Origin of the sequence: Mycobacterium sp., assembly GCF_035274705.1 — a bacterium.
Lineage (GTDB): Bacteria > Actinomycetota > Actinomycetes > Mycobacteriales > Mycobacteriaceae > Mycobacterium.
In genome coordinates this window covers 1-19,931 of the sequence record NZ_DATENY010000045.1, presented here as the reverse complement: position 1 = coordinate 19,931, position 19,931 = coordinate 1, and the positions used below count along the sequence as shown (strand labels likewise).

The 19,931-nt window shown below is 67.4% G+C and carries 18 protein-coding genes; 12 read left to right on the top strand and 6 right to left on the bottom strand.

Translation table 11 applies throughout. The annotated features are described in order from the left end of the window. From VJV41_RS11215 to VJV41_RS11195, 5 genes are read left to right on the top strand one after another with little or no spacing between them, the layout of a single operon-like run. Entirely contained in the window at nt 1–789 is a 789-nt protein-coding gene (locus VJV41_RS11215) for an LLM class F420-dependent oxidoreductase (RefSeq protein ID WP_325333632.1), read from the top strand. A 42-nt stretch (nt 790–831) separates the two neighbouring features. Further along, nucleotides 832–1,536, top strand: coding sequence for a GntR family transcriptional regulator (locus tag VJV41_RS11210; RefSeq protein ID WP_325333630.1), 705 nt, complete (start codon nt 832–834; stop codon nt 1,534–1,536). A gap of 49 nt (nt 1,537–1,585) precedes the next feature. Then, nucleotides 1,586–3,346 (top strand): ABC transporter substrate-binding protein/permease, encoded by a 1,761-nt coding sequence (locus VJV41_RS11205; RefSeq protein ID WP_325333628.1) that lies wholly within the window; start codon nt 1,586–1,588, stop codon nt 3,344–3,346. After that, complete coding sequence (locus VJV41_RS11200) at nt 3,346–4,077, top strand: amino acid ABC transporter ATP-binding protein (protein WP_325333626.1); 732 nt, start codon at nt 3,346–3,348, stop codon at nt 4,075–4,077. Before VJV41_RS11205 ends, VJV41_RS11200 begins: the two co-directional genes overlap by 1 nt. Before the next feature lie 56 nt (nt 4,078–4,133). Continuing rightward, on the top strand, nt 4,134–4,577 hold the full coding sequence (locus VJV41_RS11195) for a MarR family transcriptional regulator (RefSeq protein ID WP_325333624.1): 444 nt from the start codon (nt 4,134–4,136) through the stop codon (nt 4,575–4,577). Here the strand turns inward: VJV41_RS11195 and ggh are convergent, their stop codons facing one another. Then, complete coding sequence (gene ggh, locus VJV41_RS11190) at nt 4,578–5,915, bottom strand: glucosylglycerate hydrolase (RefSeq protein ID WP_325333622.1); 1,338 nt, start codon at nt 5,913–5,915, stop codon at nt 4,578–4,580. It lies immediately after the preceding gene. A 53-nt stretch (nt 5,916–5,968) separates the two neighbouring features. On the opposite strand from ggh, the gene VJV41_RS11185 reads away from it, so the two are divergent. Next, complete coding sequence (locus VJV41_RS11185) at nt 5,969–6,634, top strand: SDR family oxidoreductase (RefSeq protein ID WP_325333620.1); 666 nt, start codon at nt 5,969–5,971, stop codon at nt 6,632–6,634. A 48-nt stretch (nt 6,635–6,682) separates the two neighbouring features. Here the strand turns inward: VJV41_RS11185 and VJV41_RS11180 are convergent, their stop codons facing one another. Both VJV41_RS11180 and leuS read right to left on the bottom strand, forming a co-directional pair. Continuing rightward, nucleotides 6,683–7,399: a glycoside hydrolase gene (locus VJV41_RS11180; protein ID WP_325333737.1), complete on the bottom strand. Its 717-nt coding sequence runs from the start codon at nt 7,397–7,399 to the stop codon at nt 6,683–6,685. Further along, the gene (leuS, locus tag VJV41_RS11175; RefSeq protein ID WP_325333619.1) at nt 7,386–10,235 is read right to left on the bottom strand and encodes a leucine--tRNA ligase; all 2,850 of its coding nucleotides are present in this window, start codon (nt 10,233–10,235) and stop codon (nt 7,386–7,388) included. The genes VJV41_RS11180 and leuS overlap by 14 nt, the downstream gene beginning before the upstream one ends. A gap of 212 nt (nt 10,236–10,447) precedes the next feature. Between leuS and VJV41_RS11170 the strand changes: the two genes are divergently transcribed. After that, nucleotides 10,448–11,389, top strand: coding sequence for an LpqN/LpqT family lipoprotein (locus tag VJV41_RS11170; RefSeq protein WP_325333618.1), 942 nt, complete (start codon nt 10,448–10,450; stop codon nt 11,387–11,389). Between the two features lie 81 nt (nt 11,390–11,470). Continuing rightward, complete coding sequence (locus VJV41_RS11165) at nt 11,471–11,812, top strand: hypothetical protein (RefSeq protein ID WP_325333616.1); 342 nt, start codon at nt 11,471–11,473, stop codon at nt 11,810–11,812. A gap of 18 nt (nt 11,813–11,830) precedes the next feature. On the opposite strand, the gene VJV41_RS11160 is transcribed toward VJV41_RS11165, so the two are convergent. Further along, a complete protein-coding gene (locus tag VJV41_RS11160; protein ID WP_325333614.1) occupies nt 11,831–12,436 on the bottom strand; it encodes a YqgE/AlgH family protein in 606 nt (201 codons plus the stop codon). 130 nt (nt 12,437–12,566) lie between these two features. Here VJV41_RS11160 and VJV41_RS11155 point away from each other — a divergent pair, with 130 nt between their 5' ends. Both VJV41_RS11155 and VJV41_RS11150 read left to right on the top strand, forming a co-directional pair. After that, nucleotides 12,567–13,856, top strand: a complete 1,290-nt coding sequence (locus tag VJV41_RS11155) for an MFS transporter (RefSeq protein ID WP_325333612.1) — start codon at nt 12,567–12,569, stop codon at nt 13,854–13,856. 10 nt (nt 13,857–13,866) lie between these two features. Continuing rightward, nucleotides 13,867–14,643: a TIGR03084 family metal-binding protein gene (locus VJV41_RS11150; protein ID WP_325333610.1), complete on the top strand. Its 777-nt coding sequence runs from the start codon at nt 13,867–13,869 to the stop codon at nt 14,641–14,643. 1 nt (nt 14,644) lies between these two features. Here the strand turns inward: VJV41_RS11150 and VJV41_RS11145 are convergent, their stop codons facing one another. After that, a complete protein-coding gene (locus tag VJV41_RS11145) occupies nt 14,645–15,133 on the bottom strand; it encodes a pullulanase (RefSeq protein ID WP_325333608.1) in 489 nt (162 codons plus the stop codon). 18 nt (nt 15,134–15,151) lie between these two features. Beyond that, nucleotides 15,152–16,588: a CCA tRNA nucleotidyltransferase gene (locus VJV41_RS11140; protein ID WP_325333606.1), complete on the bottom strand. Its 1,437-nt coding sequence runs from the start codon at nt 16,586–16,588 to the stop codon at nt 15,152–15,154. 85 nt (nt 16,589–16,673) lie between these two features. On the opposite strand from VJV41_RS11140, the gene VJV41_RS11135 reads away from it, so the two are divergent. After that, a complete protein-coding gene (locus VJV41_RS11135; RefSeq protein ID WP_325333605.1) occupies nt 16,674–17,447 on the top strand; it encodes an NUDIX hydrolase in 774 nt (257 codons plus the stop codon). Continuing rightward, nucleotides 17,392–19,931 (top strand): DUF6049 family protein (locus VJV41_RS11130; RefSeq protein WP_414684935.1); only part of this gene is annotated, 2,540 nt, incomplete at its 3' end. The genes VJV41_RS11135 and VJV41_RS11130, both read left to right, overlap by 56 nt.

Genomic DNA, 19,931 nt, shown 5'->3' with positions numbered 1-19,931 from the left:
GTGCCCCATCCGATTCGTATCGGCGTGCAACTGCAGCCGCAACACTCACCGTCCTACGACAACATCCGCGACGCCGTCCGCCGCGCTGAAGACCTCGGCGTCGACGTCGCCTACAACTGGGATCACTTCTATCCCCTCTACGGCGAACCCGATGGTCCGCACTTCGAATGCTGGACGATGCTCGGCGCCTGGGCCGAGCAGACCTCGCGTATCGAGTTCGGCGCGCTGGTGACGTGCAACTCATACCGCAACCCCGAACTGCTGGCAGATATGGCGCGCACCACCGACCACATCTCCGGTGGGCGGCTGATCCTCGGCATCGGCTCCGGGTGGTTCGAGCGGGATTACGCCGAATACGGCTACGAGTTCGGCACTGCCGGTGGGCGGCTCAACGAGTTGGCCAAAGCGCTGCCGCGAATCAAATCCCGCTTCGCCAAGCTGAATCCTGCGCCCACCCGCGATATTCCGATCCTCATCGGCGGTACGGGCGAGAAGAAGACACTTCGCATGGTCGCCGAGTACGCCAGCACCTGGCACGGCTTCGTCGACCGCGAGAGCTACCCGCACAAGGCCCAGGTCCTAGCGGACCACTGCGAAGCGATTGGCCGTGACCCGGCAGAGATCGAACGGTCGGCGGGCCTACAGGGCGGGGGTGACGCGCTGCTGGCCGACGCCGACGCGCTGATCGAGCTTGGAGTGACGCAATTTACGGTCGGCGTCACCGGTCCCGACTACGACTTGAGCTCCGCCGAAGCGTTGTGCCGCTGGCGCGACAGCCGATCGTCGTAACCGCGCCCTAACGGGCGTGCGGCGTGAGACACTGTCGCCGCCATGCCCAAGAAGTATGGGGTCAAAGAAAAAGACCTCGTTGTCTCGCATGTCGTCAACCTGGTACTGACCGGCAAACTGCGCTCCGGAGATCGGGTGGACCGCAATGAGATAGCGCAGGAACTCGGGCTCAGCCGCGTGCCCATCCAGGAGGCTGTGGTCCAGCTCGAACACGACGGGATCCTGTCCACGCAGTATCACCGCGGCGCGTACGTCGAACGCTTCGACGAGTCGGTGGTGCGCGAACACCACGAGCTGTACGGGCTGCTGTGCGGAATCGCCTCTGCCCGCGCGGCGGTCGATGCGTCGCCCAGAACTGTGGCCCAGCTCGACGCGCTGATCGAAACCATGCGCGGCAGCAAAGAGTCCCGCGCCTTTCAGGAGACGGCATCGCAATTCCGTCGCGTCATCAACGACGAATTCGCGGGTCCGCGGTTGCAGGCCGCGATCCGCGCATCACAAACCTTCATCCCGCGCGGTTTCTGGATGGCCTACCTCAACAACCACGACGAGATGCTGCCGTTCTACGAGGCCGAGCTCGCCGCGATCCACCGCAGCGATGCGGACAGCGCGCGTCACGCGTGCGTCGAGCGCTCCGAGGTGATGGCCCGCATCATGCTTACCGAGCTGGTACGCCGCGGGGTGTTCCGACCGGCCGGAGCCGCCTGGCCGGCGACATCCAGCCCCGGCACGCCAGTTGCGTTCTGATTGAGCTGAAGCCGCTGACTTCACATTCACTGCTACTACGTTGCTTTGAATGCGGCTCGTGAAGGTTTTCGTCCTGACACTGACCGCGCTGCTGGTGTGCAGCATGGGCCTGGCCGCACCTGCCGGCGCCGACCAGTGCGCACCGCCGGGAGTCCAAAGCGCCAGCGCGCTGCCGACGAATCTCGCCAAGGCCTCAGGTCCCGGCGAGGACAAATACACGACCGCGACCGTCCAGCCGCTGAGCGCCGTCAACGTCAACGCGCTCGGATTGAGCGTCCCCGGCACGCTGACCGTCGGCACGCTGTCGGACGCGCCGCCGAGCATCTGCATCAACTCGGCCGGCCAGTTCACCGGATTCGACAACGAGCTGCTACGCGCGATCGCCGACAAGCTCGGGCTGAAGATCAACTTCGTCGGCACCGAATTCTCCGGACTGCTGGCGCAGGTGGCGTCGCGGCGCTTCGACGTGGGCTCGTCGTCGATCACCACCACCGATGCGCGCCGGAAAACGGTCGGCTTCACCAACGGCTACGACTTCGGCTATTTCTCGTTGGTGGTTCCAACCGGCTCGCCGATCACCGGATTCGACAAGCTGGCGGAGGGTCAACGCATCGGCGTCGTGCAGGGCACCGTGCAGGAGGCATACGTCATCGACACGCTGCACCTGCAGCCCGTCAAGTTCCCCGATTACAACACCGTCTACGCCAGCCTGAAGACGCGCCAGATCGACGCGTGGGTGGCGCCGTCGCAGCAGGCGTCGGGCACAGTGCAGCCGGGCGATCCGGCTCAGATCATCGAAAACACCTTCAGCTTGGACAATTTCGTCGCCTGGGCTATCGCCAAGGAGAACCGGCCGCTGATCGATGCGCTCAACGCGGGGCTGGACGCGGTGATTGCCGACGGCACCTGGTCGCGGCTGTACACCGACTGGGTGCCGCGCGCGTTGCCGCCCGGCTGGAAGCCCGGCTCGAAAGCGGCTCCGGTGCCGCAGCTGCCCGACTTCAACGCGATCACGGCGCAACACCAGCAGCCTGCAGCGGGTCCGGCCGCACCGAAGTCGACACTGTCGCAACTAAAGGATTCGTTCCTCGACTGGAATCTCTACAAGCAGGCCATCCCGGATCTGTTCAAGACCGGCCTGCCCAACACGTTGATCCTGACAGTGAGCGCTTCGGTGATCGGCTTGGTGCTCGGTATGGCATTGGCCGTCGCCGGTATCTCGCGGGCGCGGTGGCTGCGCTGGCCGGCGCGGGTGTACACCGACATCTTCCGCGGGCTGCCCGAAGTGGTGATCATCCTGCTGATCGGCCTCGGCGTCGGCCCAGTGGTGGGCGGGCTGACCGGAAACAATCCGTATCCGCTTGGCATCGCCGCGCTAGGTCTGATGGCCGCCGCCTATGTCGGGGAGATCTTCCGGTCCGGCATCCAGAGCGTGGAGCCCGGGCAGCTTGAGGCGTCGCGGGCGTTGGGCTTTAGTTACGCCTCGTCGATGCGGTTGGTGGTGGTGCCGCAAGGTGTGCGGCGGGTACTGCCCGCGTTGATGAACCAGTTCATCTCGCTGTTGAAGGCGTCGTCGCTGGTGTACTTCCTCGGGTTGGTGGCCAACCAGCGCGAGCTGTTCCAGGTGGGCCGCGACCTCAACGCGCAGACCGGGAATTTGTCGCCCTTGGTGGCAGCGGGGCTGTTCTATCTGTTGTTGACGGTGCCGCTGACGCATCTGGTCAACTTCATCGACGCCCGGTTACGACGGGGGCGCCCGCCCGGCCAAGAGGATCCGCTCGACCTGTCCACGTCCCAGGAGATGATCTGATGGCTGATCCAGTCTCGTTGGCGGCCAAGGAGATTCATTTGTCATTCGGTCCCAACGCGGTGCTGCGCGGTGTGGACATCGACGTGCCCGCCGGCACCACCGCTGCGGTGATCGGACCGTCGGGCTCGGGTAAGTCAACGCTGCTGCGGACGCTGAACCGGCTCTACGAGCCCGACCGGGGCGACATCTTGCTCGACGGCCGCTCGGTGCTCACCGACAACCCCGATCAATTGCGTCAGCGCATCGGGATGGTGTTTCAACACTTCAATCTGTTCCCGCATCGCAGCGTGCTGGACAACGTGACGATGGCTCCGCGCAGGCTCAAGAAGCTCGACGCCGGCGAAGCCCGGGAGCTGGGCCTGGCCCAGTTGGACCGAGTCGGGCTGCGGCACAAGGCCGATGTGCGGCCGGGCACGCTGTCGGGAGGTCAGCAGCAGCGGGTCGCGATCGCCAGGGCGCTGGCGATGTCACCACAGGTGATGTTCTTCGACGAGGCCACCTCGGCGCTGGACCCGGAATTGGTCAAGGGCATCCTGTCGCTGATCGCCGATCTCGGGTCCGACGGTATGACGATGGTCGTCGTCACCCATGAGATGGGGTTCGCGCGATCGACGTCGGATGCGGTGGTGTTCATGGACCACGGACAGGTGGTCGAATCGGGTCCGCCGGAGCAAATATTCGACGCCGCCGAAACCGATCGACTGCGCCGATTCTTATCGCAGGTTCTTTGAGATTAATTGACGCGCATTCGCATGTGGCAGCCCCCGACAGGTTAGACTGGCGAATTATGGTGGAGGCCGAATCGCAGGTCAGCGAGCTCGCCGGCGAGCTGCAGCGCGTACTCTCCAAAGTCTTTTCCGTCCTCCGCCGGGGCGATACCAACCGCCCGGACGCGGGCGATCTGACGTTGGCTCAGCTGTCGATTCTGCTGACGTTGCTCGACCAGGGCCCGATCCGGATGACGGAACTCGCCGCGCACGAACGCGTGCGCACGCCCACCACGACGGTGGCGATCCGGCGGCTGGAAAAGCTGGGTCTCGTCAAGCGCTCCCGCGACCCATCGGATCTGCGCGCCGTCCTGGTCGACATCACCCCGAAAGGCCTGGCGCAGCATCGCGAAGCGCTGGCCGCCCGACGGGCTCACCTCGCCACGCTGATGGCCAAGCTCAGCCCAGAAGACATCGAGACGCTGACCAAGGCGCTGGTCCCGCTCGAGCGTCTGGCTGAGTAGTCAGCCCAGCCAGTCCAGCACCGCCGCGGCGGTCCACGACTGCTGCATGCTGCCCAACGGTTCACCGGTGAATGGCTCGTAGTACTCCGCGAAGGTGCCGTCGCTGACCTGCCGCAGGCCTTCACGCTTGAGCATCAGCGCACGTTCAGCCCAGCCGCGGCGCGCGAAGCACCACGAGAACAGCCACGTCATGACAGGCCACACCGGCCCGCGCCAGTACTCGCGCGCCCGGAAGTCGCGCGATACCGGGGACGTCGACGGGATCAGCGCGTACTTGAGATCGGGGTGCCCGCAGAACCGCGGCCCTTCGAGCAACCGCAGTAACGCGCGTTCGCGGTCGTGGGGCAATCCGCCACACAGCAGCGGAGCGAACTGTGCGACCGTCTCAGTGGCCACCCATCGCTCAGCGCGCACGTCGAAATCCCTTGCAGCGCCGCTGCGTTCGTCGGTGGTCTCGACGACGCCGGCTCGGAACCGCTGACCCCACCCATAGAGGTCTCTGACGTCGGCGTGCGGCCGCTTGTAGTCCTCCCCGATCTCGGCCAGCACGTCGCAGGCCACCGAGAAGATCCCCGAAACGAACACGTCCTCGACGGCGAAACTCATCACCTTGGGCAGCAGCTCGTCGTCGTAGCGGGCGGCCTTCATCTCCTCGACGAGCCAGAGATAGCGGTCGTACTCGACATCGCTTGGACGCTGGCTGGCGTCGGTGACGATGGCGTTGTCTTCGCGTTGATACTCCGGAACGTTGCCCGGAATCACGTTGGCGTAGGCGCTATCCCACCGCGGCGAGTTGTCCATACCGGACTCCCAGCCGTGATACAGCGTGATGCGGCCGTGCTCGCTTTGGTCACGTCCTTCGGCAAGCCACCGATGCCAGCGGACGAGGTCGGCCCAGCGGCGGTCCAGGAACGCCTCGGCGACGGCGCGGGTAGACCTGCCGCGGGTGCGCGCGTGGTCGAGGATGCGCTGCACCGCGATCGCATGAACGGGCGGCTGGGTGATTCCGGACGTGTGCCGGGTCCGCGGCGCGTTGGCCGCCAACGCCGAGGTGGCCCATCGTGCGGGCCCGGGGAAGTACCCGTCGACGCCGTTGGCGAAGACGATGTGCGGGATCATTCCGTTGGTCCACTGCGCGCTGAGCAGGGTGTCGAGTTCGACGACCGCTCGCTCGACGCTCAGCGGAGCCAGACCGATCGCCACGAACGCCGCGTCCCAGCTCCACATATGCGGATACAGCAACGGCGCCGCTGTGGTCATCACACCCAGGTCGTTGCCGCGCAGCAGATATGCGGCGCGGGCTGCGAGCTGTGTCGGGGCGAAGCTGTGGTCGGGCATTGTGTCCATCATGCGACGGGTCGGCATTCCTCGCAGGTCGGTAGGGTTGCGACATGCCGAGCGCGATGATCACCGGGGCTTCCCGCGGCCTTGGTGAGGCCATCGCTGCCGCGCTCGCGCCAACTCACACTCTGTTCTTGGCAGGCCGCCCGTCGGCCCACCTCGACGAGGTCGCCTCGCGGTTCGGCGCGACAACCTGGCCGGTGGACTTCGACGACATCGACGCCATCCCCGCCGTCGTCGAGCCGATCGTCGAGCTCGACGTGCTGATTCACAACGCCGGCGTGGCGTATCCGGGACGCGTAGCCGAGTCGACGGTCGACGAGTGGAGCTCCACCATGCAGGTGAATGTCATTGGGGCCGTGGCACTTACACTCGGACTTTTGCCTGCGCTGCGCGCCGCCGGTGGACACGTCGTGTTCATAAACTCCGGCTCTGGGATCAACGTCTCACCAGGGTTGGCGTCGTACTCCGCGAGCAAGTTCGCGCTGCGCGGGTTCGCCGACTCGCTGCGCAACGACGAGCGGTCGCTGCGAGTGACGTCGGTCCATCCCGGCCGGATCGCAACCGAGATGCAAGAAGGCCTGGTCGCGCACGCAGGCGGGGACTACGACCCGTCGCGCTTTCTGCAGCCGGAGACCGTCGCGAAGGTGGTCGCCGATGCGGTGAGCGCACCCGCCGACGCACACATTCACGAGGTCATCGTCCGCCCGCGGTGATTTGTGGAGCGGCGCCGGCGGTGAGCGCCGGTCCGGCTCCACAAATCGCTAGGACGTCATGGAGCCGAGGTAGTAGTTTTCACGCCCGGTCGGGTAGCCGCCGCCGTCGGTGGCGATGTGGACGTGGTCCATGTGGTTGGCGGTTTCATTGCCGTAGTTCGCGGTCCAACTCGGCGCGCCGATGCCTGGGTAGAACCCCTGCCTCCAGATCACATGGATGACGCCCCAGCGTTTCGCGTTCGCCAAGGCCAGGCCGGCGATCTGGTTGCCCAGATCGATGCCCTCTTGGCTGTGATAATTCGGGATCATCACGTCGATGGCCAACCCGTTGGGATGCCACGGCAACGGATCCTGCCGGTACCCGCCGATGGTGGTGATCTCGGGAAACATCACACTGACGGCACGGGCCACCCAGATGGTATGGATCTGCAACCCCTGCTCAGGCGCAATGCCGGCAGGTAATGCGAACTGGAAATCACGAGCAGCGAGGGGCGCGCTTGCCGCCAACAATTCCGCCGCGGGGGGACTCGGGACATCCGGTGCGGCGACAGGCGCAGATGCCTCGCCTGTTGGCGCTCCTGCGGGGACCTCAGCACAGCACGAACGCTCTGCGCCTTGGGCGTAGAGCATGGCGGCGGCTACGGCGACCGACACCGCCAGTGCCAACCAGCGGCCCCGCCCGTTAGCTAACAGGCCTTTGCCCACGAACAGCACCTTACTTTCGTGGCCGACGCAGTGTGGCAATCTTCGCCTAGACGACGAGATTCACCAGCCGGCCCGGGACGACGATGATCTTCTTCGGGGTGGCGCCGTTGAGGAAGGCCTGCACCTTCTCGTCGGCCAACGCCGCAGCCTCAAGCGCGTCGGCGTCAGCATCGGCCGCCACGGTGATCTTGCCGCGGACCTTGCCGTTGACCTGCACCGGAAATTCGACCGTGTCCTCGACGAGGTACTGCGGGTCGGCCACCGGGAACGGGCCGTGCGCCAGCGAGGTGTCGTGGCCGAGTCGCCGCCACAGCTCTTCGGCGAGATGCGGCGCCAGCGGCCCGACCATCAGCACCAGCGGCTCGAGCGCCGCGCGCGCCGTTATCCCCTGCTTGGTCAGGTGGTTCGTGTACTCGATGAGCTTGGCCGCGGCGGTGTTGTTGCGCAGCCCGGCATAGTCGTCCGACACCCCCGCGATCGTGCGGTGCAGTAGCCGCACCGTCTCGGTGTCCAGCATCTCGTGTTCGGTGGCGCGCTCCTCGCCGGTCTGCTCGTCCACAACCAGCCGCCACACCCGCTGCAGAAACCGGTGCGCTCCGACAACGTCCTTGGTGGCCCACGGCCGCGACGCCTCCAGAGGCCCCATCGACATCTCGTAGACGCGCAACGTGTCGGCGCCGTAGTTGTCGCAGATCTCGTCGGGCGACACCGAGTTCTTCAGGCTCTTGCCGATCTTGCCGAATTCCTGGAAGACCTCGAGTTCGCCGTCCGGGCCCGGCCAGTAGAACTTGCCGTCACGCTCGGTGACCTCGGCGGCCGGCACATACGCGCCACGCGTATCGGTGTAGGCGAACGCCTGGATGTAGCCCTGGTTCACCAGCCGCCGGTACGGCTCCTTCGAGCTGATGTGGCCGAGGTCGTAGAGCACCTTGTGCCAGAACCGCGCATACAGCAGATGCAGCACTGCGTGCTCGACGCCACCGACGTACAGGTCGACGCCGCCGGGGTCCTTCGCGCCGTGGATATCGGGCCGCGGCCCCATCCAGTAAGCCTCGTTCTCCTTGGCGCACAACTCTTCTGAATTGTTGGGATCGGTGTAGCGCAGCTCGTACCACGAGCTGCCTGCCCACTGCGGCATGACGTTGGTGTCGCGCGTGTAGGGCTTCAGCCCGTCGCCGAGGTCGAGTTCGACGTGCACCCAGTCGGTCGCCTTGCCCAGCGGCGGCGACGGCTCGCTGTCGGCGTCGTCGGGGTCTAAATGCACTGGCGCGTAGTCGGGTATGTCGGGCAGTTCGACCGGCAGCGCCGATTCGGGCAGTGGAAGGGCGCGGCCGTCGGCGTCGTAGACGATGGGGAACGGCTCGCCCCAGTACCGCTGCCGCGCGAACAGCCAGTCCCGCAGCTTGTATTCGACGCGGGCCTGTCCGCGGCCGTCGGCCTCCAGGCGTCGAGTGATGGCCTCCTTCGCCGCGGCGACACTCAACCCGTCGAGGTAGTCGGAGTTGACCACCTCACCGTCGCCGCTGTACGCCCCCTGCGAAATATCGCCGCCGGCAACCGTTTCCACGATCGGCAGGCCGAACTCATGCGCGAAGTCCCAGTCTCGCTGGTCCCCACCGGGCACGGCCATGATCGCGCCGGTGCCGTAACCAAGCAGCACGTAGTCGGCGATGAACACCGGGATCTGTTGGCCGTTCACGGGATTCGTGGCGTAGCTGCCGAGGAAGACGCCGGTCTTGTCCTTGTTCTCCTGGCGCTCCAGGTCCGACTTGGCCGCGATCGTCGCGCGGTAGGCCCCGACGGCTTCCGTGGGCGTGGCCGCGCCGAACGTCCACCGCCGGTCGACACCGGCGGGCCACTGCGCCCCGGTCAGTTTGTCCACCAGGTCGTGCTCGGGCGCCAACACCATGTAGGTCGCGCCGAACAAGGTGTCGGGTCGTGTGGTGAACACCTCGATGTCCCCGGCCTCAGTGCCGAACAGCACCGATGCGCCCGTGGACCGGCCGATCCAATTGCGCTGCATGGCCTTGACCTTGTCTGGCCAATCCAGCAGTTCGAGGTCGTCCAGCAGCCGGTCCGAGTAGGCGGTGATGCGCATCATCCACTGCCGCAAGCGCTTCCGGAACACCGGGAAGTTGCCGCGCTCGCTGCGGCCGTCGGAGGTGACTTCCTCGTTGGCCAACACGGTGCCGAGGCCCGGACACCAGTTGACGATCGAGTCGGCCCTGTACACCAGGCGATACGCGTCGATCACGTCCGCGCGTTCATCGGCCGACAACTCCGGCCAAGACCGGCGGTCGTCGAGAGTCCTTGTGCCGGACTCGAATTCGGCGACTAGCTCGGCGATCGGCCGGGCCCTGTTGGCGGCGGGATCGAACCAAGCGTTGTAGATCTGCAGGAAGATCCACTGCGTCCACTTGTAGTAGTCGACGTCCGTCGTGGAAAAGCTGCGACGTGAGTCGTGTCCGAACCCCAGTCGGCCCAGCTGACGCCGGAAGTTGACGATATTGGCCTCGGTGCGGATGCGTGGATGCGTACCGGTCTGGATCGCGTACTGCTCGGCCGGCAGCCCGAACGCATCGAAGCCCAACGCATGCAACACATTGCGGCCCGTCATCCGGTAGTAGCGGGCGTACACGTCGGTGGCGATGTAGCCGAGCGGATGGCCGACGTGCAGGCCCTCGCCTGAGGGATACGGGAACATGTCCTGTACGAACATCTTGTCCGACGGCACCGGCGACCCGTCCGCCGGCGCCAACGAGCCCACCGGGTTGGGCACGTTGAACGTCCCCGCCTGGTCCCACGTCTGCTGCCAGGCACGCTCGATCTGCCCGGCCAGCTCCGCGGTGTAGCGGTGCTGCGGGGTATCGGCCTCGGCGGCGGCAGGCTCGGTCACGTGAACAGGGTATAAGCACGCTGTTGACCGCCCGCCCGCGAGCGGGCGATACACCCGCGTCGGCCACGGCTTGGTATCGGTTCCATTGCGGGCGGGTCAGGGGTTGGTCCCAGGTCGGTTCCAGCCCTGGTGGCTAATACTTCGGGCGGGATACGGTCAGCGCCTGACCAGGGCGTGACGAGCCCCGAACCGCTGGAGAAGGACCGACGTCGATGAACGAGATCGCCCGCCGCTGGCGGATTCTGGCAGGTGGCACGGCAGCCGGTATGGCCGCCGTCGTCGGTTTCGCCGGACCCACCGCTTCAGCTGAGCCGGTGTTCCCGCAACCGCCCGTCCCCGCGCCGGCGACTGTGACGCAGACCGTGACAGTGACACCGAACGCCGCGACAGCCCCACAGCTCGCGGGTCAACCGGCTGTGACGTCGGCCACTGGCGCGACAGCACCTCAGCTCACAGGCCAACCGGCTGTCATGCCGGTCACCGGAGCGGCGCCTGCGGGGATCTCGACACCGGCAGTGCCCGCGCAGCCGCCGGCCACCATCACTCCTGCCAGCTCGGGCACCCTGACCGACTTCTTCAAGGAGAAGGGCGTCAAGCTCGAGCCGCAGAACAGCCGCGACTTCAAGGCGCTCACCATCGTGCTGCCGATCCCGAAGGGCTGGGCCCAGATCCCCGATCCGAACGTCCCCGACGCATTCGCGGTGATCGCCGATCGGGTGGGCGGCAACGGGTTGTACTCGTCGAACGCGCAGCTGGTGGTGTACAAGCTGATCGGCGACTTCGACCCGAAGGAGGCCATCAGCCACGGGTTCGTCGACAGCCAGCAGCTGCCGGCCTGGCGGGCAACCGACGGATCGCTCGCCGATTTCGGCGGGATGCCTTCGTCGGTGATCGAGGGCACTTACCGCGAGAACTCCATGACGCTCAACACCTCGCGCCGCCACCTCATCGCGACGGCCGGCCCGGACAAATACCTCATCACACTGTCGGTGGCCACCAGCGTCGACCAAGTGGTCGCCGCTGCAGACGCCACCGATGCGATCGTCAACGGCTTCAAGGTCGGCGTCCCCGCACCCGCAACCCCTGCGCCCGCGCCGACACCAGGCACGCCGCAGGTACCAGGGGCGCCGCAGCTTCTCGGGCTACCGGGGTAAGCGTCGTCCCCCGGGCGAAGCCTGGCGCCCGGGGGACGCCCAACCCGACACGACCGGCGTTGGGCTCGTATTGTGTGGCCCATGCTGATCGCCGCGGTGCTCTGCTTGTGTGCCGCCATCGCGACCGCAGGGCTCGGCCTCTGGCTACTGAGCGGTCCCCGCTCGGCCGATCCGGTCCGGCAAGTTCTGCGCGCGGTGGCCCCGACTCAGCTGGCCGCGGCGGTGATGCTCGCCGCGGGCGGCGCAGTGGCGTTATCGACCCGGCCGGAGACGAGCCTGCTCGTGGTGATCGTGTGCGTCGTCGGCGCCGTCGCCACGGTCGCGGCCGGTTGTTGGCAGAGCGCGAAGGTCGTCGCACGCCAGGAAGCCGCCAGCGTGAGCTGTGGCGGTGCCTGTGCGACGTGCACGCTGTCGTGCAAGTAAGTTGCCGCTGACCGGCTTTCAGTTGCGGCTGATGTCGATCGGATGGGTGGCCAACAGCGACAGCGGCAACGGCTGACGTCGCAGCACCCTTGCCCACAGGTCGACATGCGGCTCGACAAGAACGTCGGATGGCAACGCGGACAGCACAATCCAGTCGTCGCGTTCGATTTCGCCCTCGAGTTGACCGATCGTCCAGCCTGAATAGCCGGCGAAGATACGCACGCCTTCGACCATGGGGGCGATCGCATCGGGGTCGGCGTCGAGGTCGACCATCGCCATCCTGCCCTGCACGTGCCGCAGCCCCGGCACGCCGTTGGGGTCGGTGCCGACGCGCAGCGTCGCCAGGCACAGCGCCGCGTCGCGCTTGACCGGGCCGCCGACGAACATCGTCTTCGGCTTGGAGGCCAGCTTGGCCCACTGCGGCAAGACGTTGTACACGGCGGTCTCGCTTGGCCGGTTGAGCACGACGCCGAGCGTGCCGCCGTCGTTGTGCTCGACGACGTAGATCACGCTGCGCCGAAACGTCGGCTCCAGCAGATCGGTATTGGCGAGCAGCAGCGTTCCCGCGCGTACCCGGTGCGCCGTTGGGGCGACGAAATCCTCCGGATCCTCTGACTGCGCCACCTCACCATGATGGCACCGGCAACCGGTCATGGTGGCGAACAAGCGCGGCCCGCCGGGATATTTGTAGTGTGGTCGGGTTGCCGATCGCCCCCGATCGTGAAGTACTGCCGTGAAACAGGACGTGATTTCCGTGGCCGACACTGGCGCGCCCATCGCCGTGTGGCGCTCGGTGCGTGCACTCGCCGAATTCCGGCGACTGCTCGAATTGCGCACCGTCAGCCAGTTCGGCGACGGCCTGTTCCAGGCCGGCCTTGCCGGCGCGATCCTGTTCAATCCCGAGCGGGCCGCCGAACCGTGGGCGATCGCCGGTGCGTTCGCGGTGTTGTTTCTGCCATATTCGATCCTCGGCCCGTTCGCCGGCGCACTGCTCGATCGGTGGGACCGGCGGCTTGTCCTGATCGCCGCCAACACGGGCCGGCTGCTGCTGGTACTCAGTGTCGCGGCCCTGCTCGCGGCCGGCACGAGTGATCTGCCAATCCTGTTTGGCGCGTTGATCGTCAACGGGTTCACCCGATTCGTGTCGTCCGGGCTGTCGGCGGCGCTGCCCGACGTGGTGCCGCGCGACCAGGTGGTGACGATGAACTCGGTGGCGACGGCCACCGGCGCCGCGGCGGCATTCATCGGCGCCAACTTCATGCTGCTGCCCCGCTGGGTGTTCGGCACAGGCGACACCGGTGCTGCCGCAATCATTTTGATCGTCGCGGTGCCGGTGACGATTGCGCTGCTGCTGTCGGTCCGATTCGCACCGCACGTCCTGGGTCCCCACGAAAGCAAGCGCGCGATCCATGGATCGGTCGCCTACGCGGTGGCGACGGGATGGGTGCACGGCGCGCGCACGGTCTGGGCCGTGCCGACCGTCGCAGCGACGCTGGCAGGGCTATCCGCGCATCGCATGGTGTTCGGCATCAACACCCTGCTCGTACTGGTGATGGTGCGGCACTCCGATAACCCCGACGTCGCGGGGCTGGGCCTGGGTACCGCGGTGATTTTCCTCGCCGCCACAGGCAGCGGATCGTTCCTTGCCACCGCCCTCACGCCGACGATCGTCCGCCGGTTGGGCCGGTACGCCGCGGCCAACTGGGCCCTGGTCTTCGCGGCGGTCGTTCAGCTCGGTGGATCAGGTCTGCAGCTTCCGGTCATGGTGGTGTGCGGGTTCCTGCTCGGCGCGGCCGGGCAGGTGGTGAAGCTGTGCGCGGACACCGCGATGCAGATCGACGTCGACGACGCGCTGCGCGGGCACGTGTTCACGGTCCAGGACTCGCTGTTCTGGATGTCGTTCATCATCGCGATCGCCGCGTCGGCGACCGTCATCCCTGAAAACGGCTACGAGCCGGCGCTGGCCATCGCGGGCGCGGGGGTTTACCTCGTCGGGCTGGCCGCACATGCCGCCATCGGCCGCCGCGCGACGCCGTCCGGCTAGGGTACGGGGCATGGCGACAGCCGGGCCGATGGTGGCCGATCTGCGAGCCGAAAGCGACGAGCTCGACGCGTTGGTCGCCGACCTTCCCTCCGCGCGCTGGGCAGAGGCGACGCCCGCGCCGGGCTGGACGATCGCCCATCAGATCGCGCACCTGCTGTGGACGGATCGCGTCGCGCTGATCGCAGTCACGGATGAAGCCGGTTTCGCGGCCGTGCTGGAACAAGCCGCAAAGAACCCGACCGGGTTCGTCGACGAGGGCGCGGAGGAGCTTGCGGCCGTTGCACCCGAGCAGCTGCTGACCGATTGGCGTGCGACCCGCGCCCGCCTGCACGACGGGCTGCTGGCGGTCGCCGACGGCCGCAAGCTGCCGTGGTTCGGCCCGCCGATGAGCGCGGCGTCGATGGCGACGGCCCGGCTGATGGAGACCTGGGCGCATGGGCTCGACGTGGCCGACACGCTCGGGGTGAAGCGGCCCGCAACCGCGCGGCTGCGCTCGATCGCACATATCGGCGTGCGCACCCGCGACTTCGCGTTCGCGATCAACGGGCTCGACGTGCCCGCCGAGCCGTTCCGGGTAGAGCTGCGCGCGCCCGACGGCTCGACATGGTCGTGGGGACCGGAGGACGCCGCACAGCGCGTCAGCGGATCGGCAGAAGACTTCTGCATGCTGGTCACGCAGCGGCGGCCGCGGGCGGGCCTGGACGTCCAAGCCGTCGGCGCGGACGCCGAGAAGTGGCTCGGCATTGCGCAGGCCTTCGCCGGGCCGCCGGGCACGGGTCGGGACTGAGCTACAGCTCCGTCGCGGCGTCGGCCCTACCGTCGCCATCGGTATCAGCGAGTTTCACGTCCCACTGTCCATCGTCGTCGGTGTCGACGAATGCCAACCCTGACGACAGCGCGCGGTCGGCGAGCCCGTCGCCGTCGATGTCGATCAATCGGTCATCGGCTTGCCCGTCGGCATCGACGTCGACAAGCGGGCCGCCGGCGTGCTCAACCCCATCCAGTCCGAACCAACGCAATTGCCCGCCGCGGTCGACGCTCACCGCCCACATGCCGGAGCCGTCGTCGGTGAAGGAGACCGCATCGGCGCCGTAATCGCGAACCAGGTGATCGGCGACCCCGTCGCCGTCGAAGTCGGCCATCGCGTCGTCGAGCAGACCGTCGCCGTCGAAATCCAGCCCGACGGCGTCCAGCCGGCCGTCGCCGTCCACATCGACGTTCGGTTCAGCGGTCCACATCGTCGCCGAACCGTCGCCATCCCCGAGGCAGTAGTCCATGCCGGTTCAGACGCGCGGCTACTGCCTGGCGTTCCACCACTTCTGCAGTTCCTCGACGGCGTCGTCGTGGCTGAGCGGGCCGCGGTCCAGCCGCAGCTCCTTGAGATACCGCCAGGCCTCCCCCACCCCCGGGCCTGCCGGGATGCCCAGGATCTGCATGATCTCGTTTCCGTCGAGGTCCGGCCGCACCCGTGCCAGATCCTCCTTCGCCGCCAGCTCGTCGATGCGCTGCTCGAGGTCGTCGTAATTGGCCTGCAGCCGCGCGGCCCGGCGCCGGTTTCGGGTGGTGCAGTCGGCCCGCACCAGCTTGTGCAGCTTGCCGAGCAGCGGGCCGGCGTCGGTGACGTACCGGCGTACCGCCGAGTCCGTCCACTTGCCGTCGCCATAACCGTGGAACCGCAGATGCAGGTACACCAACTGAGAGACGTCGTCGATCATCTGCTTCGAGTAGCGCAGCGCCCGCATCCGCTTGCGGGTCACCTTCGCGCCCACGACCTCGTGATGATGAAAGCTGACACCGCCGTCGGATTCGTGCTTGCGGGTGGCCGGCTTGCCGATGTCGTGCAGCAGCGCCGCCCACCGCAGCACCAAATCGGGTCCCTCGTCTTCGAGATCGATGGCTTGGCGCAGGACCGTCAGCGAATGCTGATAGACGTCCTTGTGTTGATGGTGTTCGTCGATCGCCATCCGCATCGCGCCCACCTCGGGCAGCACCACGTCGCCCAGCCCGGTCTGCACCATGAGGTCGATGCCCGCGACGGGATCCGCGCCCAGAAGGAGCTTGTCCAGCTCCGCTGCCACCCGTTCGGCGGTGATGCGGCCCAGCTGCGGCGCCATCTCGTGGAGCGCTTTGACCACCCGCGGCGCGACGGTGAACCCAAGCTGCGAGACGAACCGCGCCGCACGCAGCATCCGCAACGGATCATCACCGAACGACACCTCCGGCGCCGACGGTGTATCCAGCAAATTAGCGCGCAGCGCCGCCAAACCGCCTAGGGGATCGTGGAATTCGGCCGGCCCGTCGGGTGTGATGCGCACCGCCATCGCGTTGACGGTGAAATCGCGGCGCACCAGATCGTCGTCAAGGCGGTCACCGAAGCGCACCTCCGGATTGCGCGACACCTGATCGTAGGTGTCCGCGCGAAACGTGGTGATCTCCAACCGATCGCCCGCCTTGCCGACGCCGATGGTGCCGAATTCGATGCCGGTGTCCCACAGTGCCTCGGCCCACGGGCGCAGAATTCTCTGCATCTGCTCTGGCCGGGCGTCGGTGGTGAAATCCAGGTCATTGCCGAGCCGACCAAGCACCGAATCGCGGACGCTTCCGCCCACCAGGTAGAGCGCGTGTCCCGCGTCAGCGAATACTCGACCGATGTCACGCAACACGGCGCCGTGGCGGTTCAACGCAACTTGCGCGGCGGCAAGCAGTTCGGCGTCTGCAGCTGAATCGGGCACGTTCGATAACCCTAATGTGCAACAGGTCCGTCACGACCGGTGAGTGCGGCGGGAGCCAAAGTTCATGGCAGCTACTATCGCTTGGGTGTCGGACGGCGAACAGGCCAAACCAAGACGACGCCGGGGGCGGCGCCGCGGCCGACGCGCGGCCGGTCCGCCGGAAGCCACCGCCGAGCACCACAACAACACCGCGGTACATACCAAGAAGGACCAGTCGGCCGGGCAGAACAAGCCCCAAAAGTCCCGGCCGCGACGGCCACCGGACCGGCTACGTACGGTGCACGAAACCTCCGCAGGCGGGTTGGTCATCGACGGCATCGACGGCCCCAAGGACGGTCAGGTCGTCGCGCTGATCGGCCGCCTCGATCGCCGCGGCCGGATGCTGTGGTCGCTGCCGAAGGGCCACATCGAACTCGGTGAAACCGCTGAACAGACCGCGATCCGCGAAGTCGCCGAAGAAACCGGCATCCAGGGCAGCGTGCTGGCGGCGCTGGGAAGCATCGACTACTGGTTCGTCACCGAGGGCCGCCGCGTGCACAAGACCGTGCACCACTACTTGATGCGTTTCCTGGGCGGCGAGCTCTCCGACGAGGACGTCGAAGTCAGTGAGGTGGCCTGGGTGCCGCTCAAGGAACTGCCGTCACGGCTGGCCTACGCCGATGAACGCCGGCTGGCCGAAGTCGCCGGTGAGCTGATCGACAAGCTTCACACCGACGGGCCCGCCGGCCTGCCGCCCCTTCCGCGTACCGCGCCGCGGCGGCGTGCCCAAACGCATTCACACACCCGCAACCGTCGTACCGACGATGCCGCCCAACCGCAGTCCGGTCGGCGGACGAACGGCTGCGGACAAGGGCCGTGAAGTGGCAAAACTGCCGCGTCTGCTCGCCGCGCTCGCGCTGCTGACGCTGATCGCCTGGCCCGCCGCCGTCCCCCACGCCGCCGCGGGTGAGCCAGGAGCTACCCCGTTCCTCCAGGTGCGCGTCGACCGAGTCACTCCCGAAGTCGTCACCACCACCAGCGAGCCCATCGTCACAATCACCGGGTCGGTGCTCAACGTCGGCGACCGTCCTGTCCGCGACGTGATGGTGCGCCTCGAGCACACCGCCGCCGTCGCCGCGTCGGCGGGCCTGCGCACCAACCTCACCGGCAACGTCGACCAGTTCGAACCCGTCGCGGATTTCATCACCGTCGCGCCGGAACTGCTTCGCGGACAAGCTGTTCCGTTCACTCTCGCCTACCCGTTGCGCTCGGCGGAACTGCCGTCAATGCACATCGAGCGGCCCGGCGTCTATCCGGTGATGGTGAACGTCAACGGCACGCCCGACTACGGCGACCCTGCGCGCCTCGACGACGCTCGCTTCCTGCTGCCGGTGCTCGGTGTGCCGCCCGAGCCCGCCGCAGAGAGCACCGACGCGGTGACATCCGTCGTACCGCCCGACACCTCCAAACCGGTGCGGCTGACCATGCTGTGGCCGTTGGCCGATCGGCCGCGGCTGGCGGCCGGTGCACCCGGCGGCACCCTTCCGGTGCGGCTGCTCGACGACGAGCTTGCGACGTCGCTGGCGCCCAGCGGCCGGCTGGACACACTGCTGTCGGCGGTCGACTTCGCCACCAGCCCGCCAGTCGACCCCGGCGGTGAGGTGCGCAACGCGTTGTGCGTGGCCGTCGATCCCGACCTGCTGGTTACCGTCAACGCGATGACCGGCGGATACGTCGTCAACGATGCACCCGACGCCGGTCCGGCCACGCCGACGCATCCCGGCGCAGGCCAGGATGCCGCGGCCGGCTGGCTCAACCGGCTCAAGGCACTGGCACAGCGCATGTGCGTTACGCCGACGACCTACGCGCAGGCCGACCTCGACGCGCTCCACCGCGTCGGCGACGCCGAGCTGAGCGGCATCGCCACCAACAGAGCAGCCGACATCGTCGACCAGATCCTCGGCGTCGCGTCCGTGCGCGGCGCCACGATCGTCGGCGATGGGCCGCTGACCGGCCAGGCCGTCCAACTCCTGTCAGATCAGGGCAACGCCGTTGCGATCAGCGCCGCCCACTTCACGGCCCAAGACTCGGCCACGGGCGAGCCGGCAACCGCCGACGTGAACCCCGTCCGCTACACCCCGCAGGTCGTCGCCGCCCCATTCGACCCGACCGTCGGTGCCGCGCTCGCCGGAGCCGGGACCGAGCCGGCATCGCCGTCGTATCTGGATGGCTCGCTCGATATCCCTGTCAAGCACGACTCGCAGGCCGCGCGCCGCCAGGACGCGCTCGGCTCACTGTTGTGGCGCGGGCTGCATCCCGACACCGAGCCGCGCACTCAACTGCTGATGCCACCGCTCGCGTGGAACCTGAAGCCCGACGATGCGCAGTCCATACTCACCGCGGTGGCGAGCACCATTCATGCGGGCCTGGCGATCCCGCGGCCGCTCACCGCGGTGATCGCCGAAAGCAACGCCGTGCCGCCGCAGGACCTCGCGCCGTTGCCCGACAGCGTCATGGGCAATCCTCGCGGCCGGTTCGACGGCGGCGTCGTCGACGGCATCGCCTCGGTGACCGACCGACTGCGCGGTTTGTCGTCGGCGCTGACCACCGATGTGCGCACCGGCCTGACCGGTGGCCAGTACACCGCGCCGCTGCGCGAGGACATGCTGCGCGCGCTGAGCCAGTCGGTTCCGCCCGACGCTCGCAACGGTTTGGCTCAGCAGCGGCTGACAACCGTCGGCCGGACGGTCGACGACCTGTTCGGCGCGGTGACGATCGTCAATCCCGGCGGCTCCTACACCTTGGCGACCGAGCACAGCCCGCTGCCGCTGGCGCTGCGCAACGACCTTCCGGTGCCGATCCGGGTCCGGCTGCAAGTTGACGCACCACCCGGCATGTCGGTGACCGATATGGGTGAGATCGAGCTTCCGCCGGGTTACCTGCCGCTGCGGGTGCCGATCGAGGTGCACTTCACCCAACGCGTCGCTGTAGACGTCGCATTGCGGACCGCCGACGGTCTGCCCCTGGGCGAGCCGGTCCGGCTCTCCGTGCATTCCAATGCGTACGGCAAGGTGCTGTTCTTCATCACTCTCTCGGCGGGCGCAGTCTTGGTTTTCCTGGCCGGGCGCCGACTGTGGCACCGCTTCCGCGGCCAACCCGACCCCGCCGACCTCGACCGGCCCGATCCCATCGAAGTCGCGATGGCCTACGACCAGGACACCGACGACACGTCGCCACATGCGATCAGCCGCTCAGCCGGCGGAGAGGGTTTCGCCGGTTCAACCGGCCGAGAGGGTTTCGCCGGTTCAACCGGCCGAGAGGGTTTCGCCGGTTCAACCGGCCGAGAGGGTTTCGCCGGTTCAAC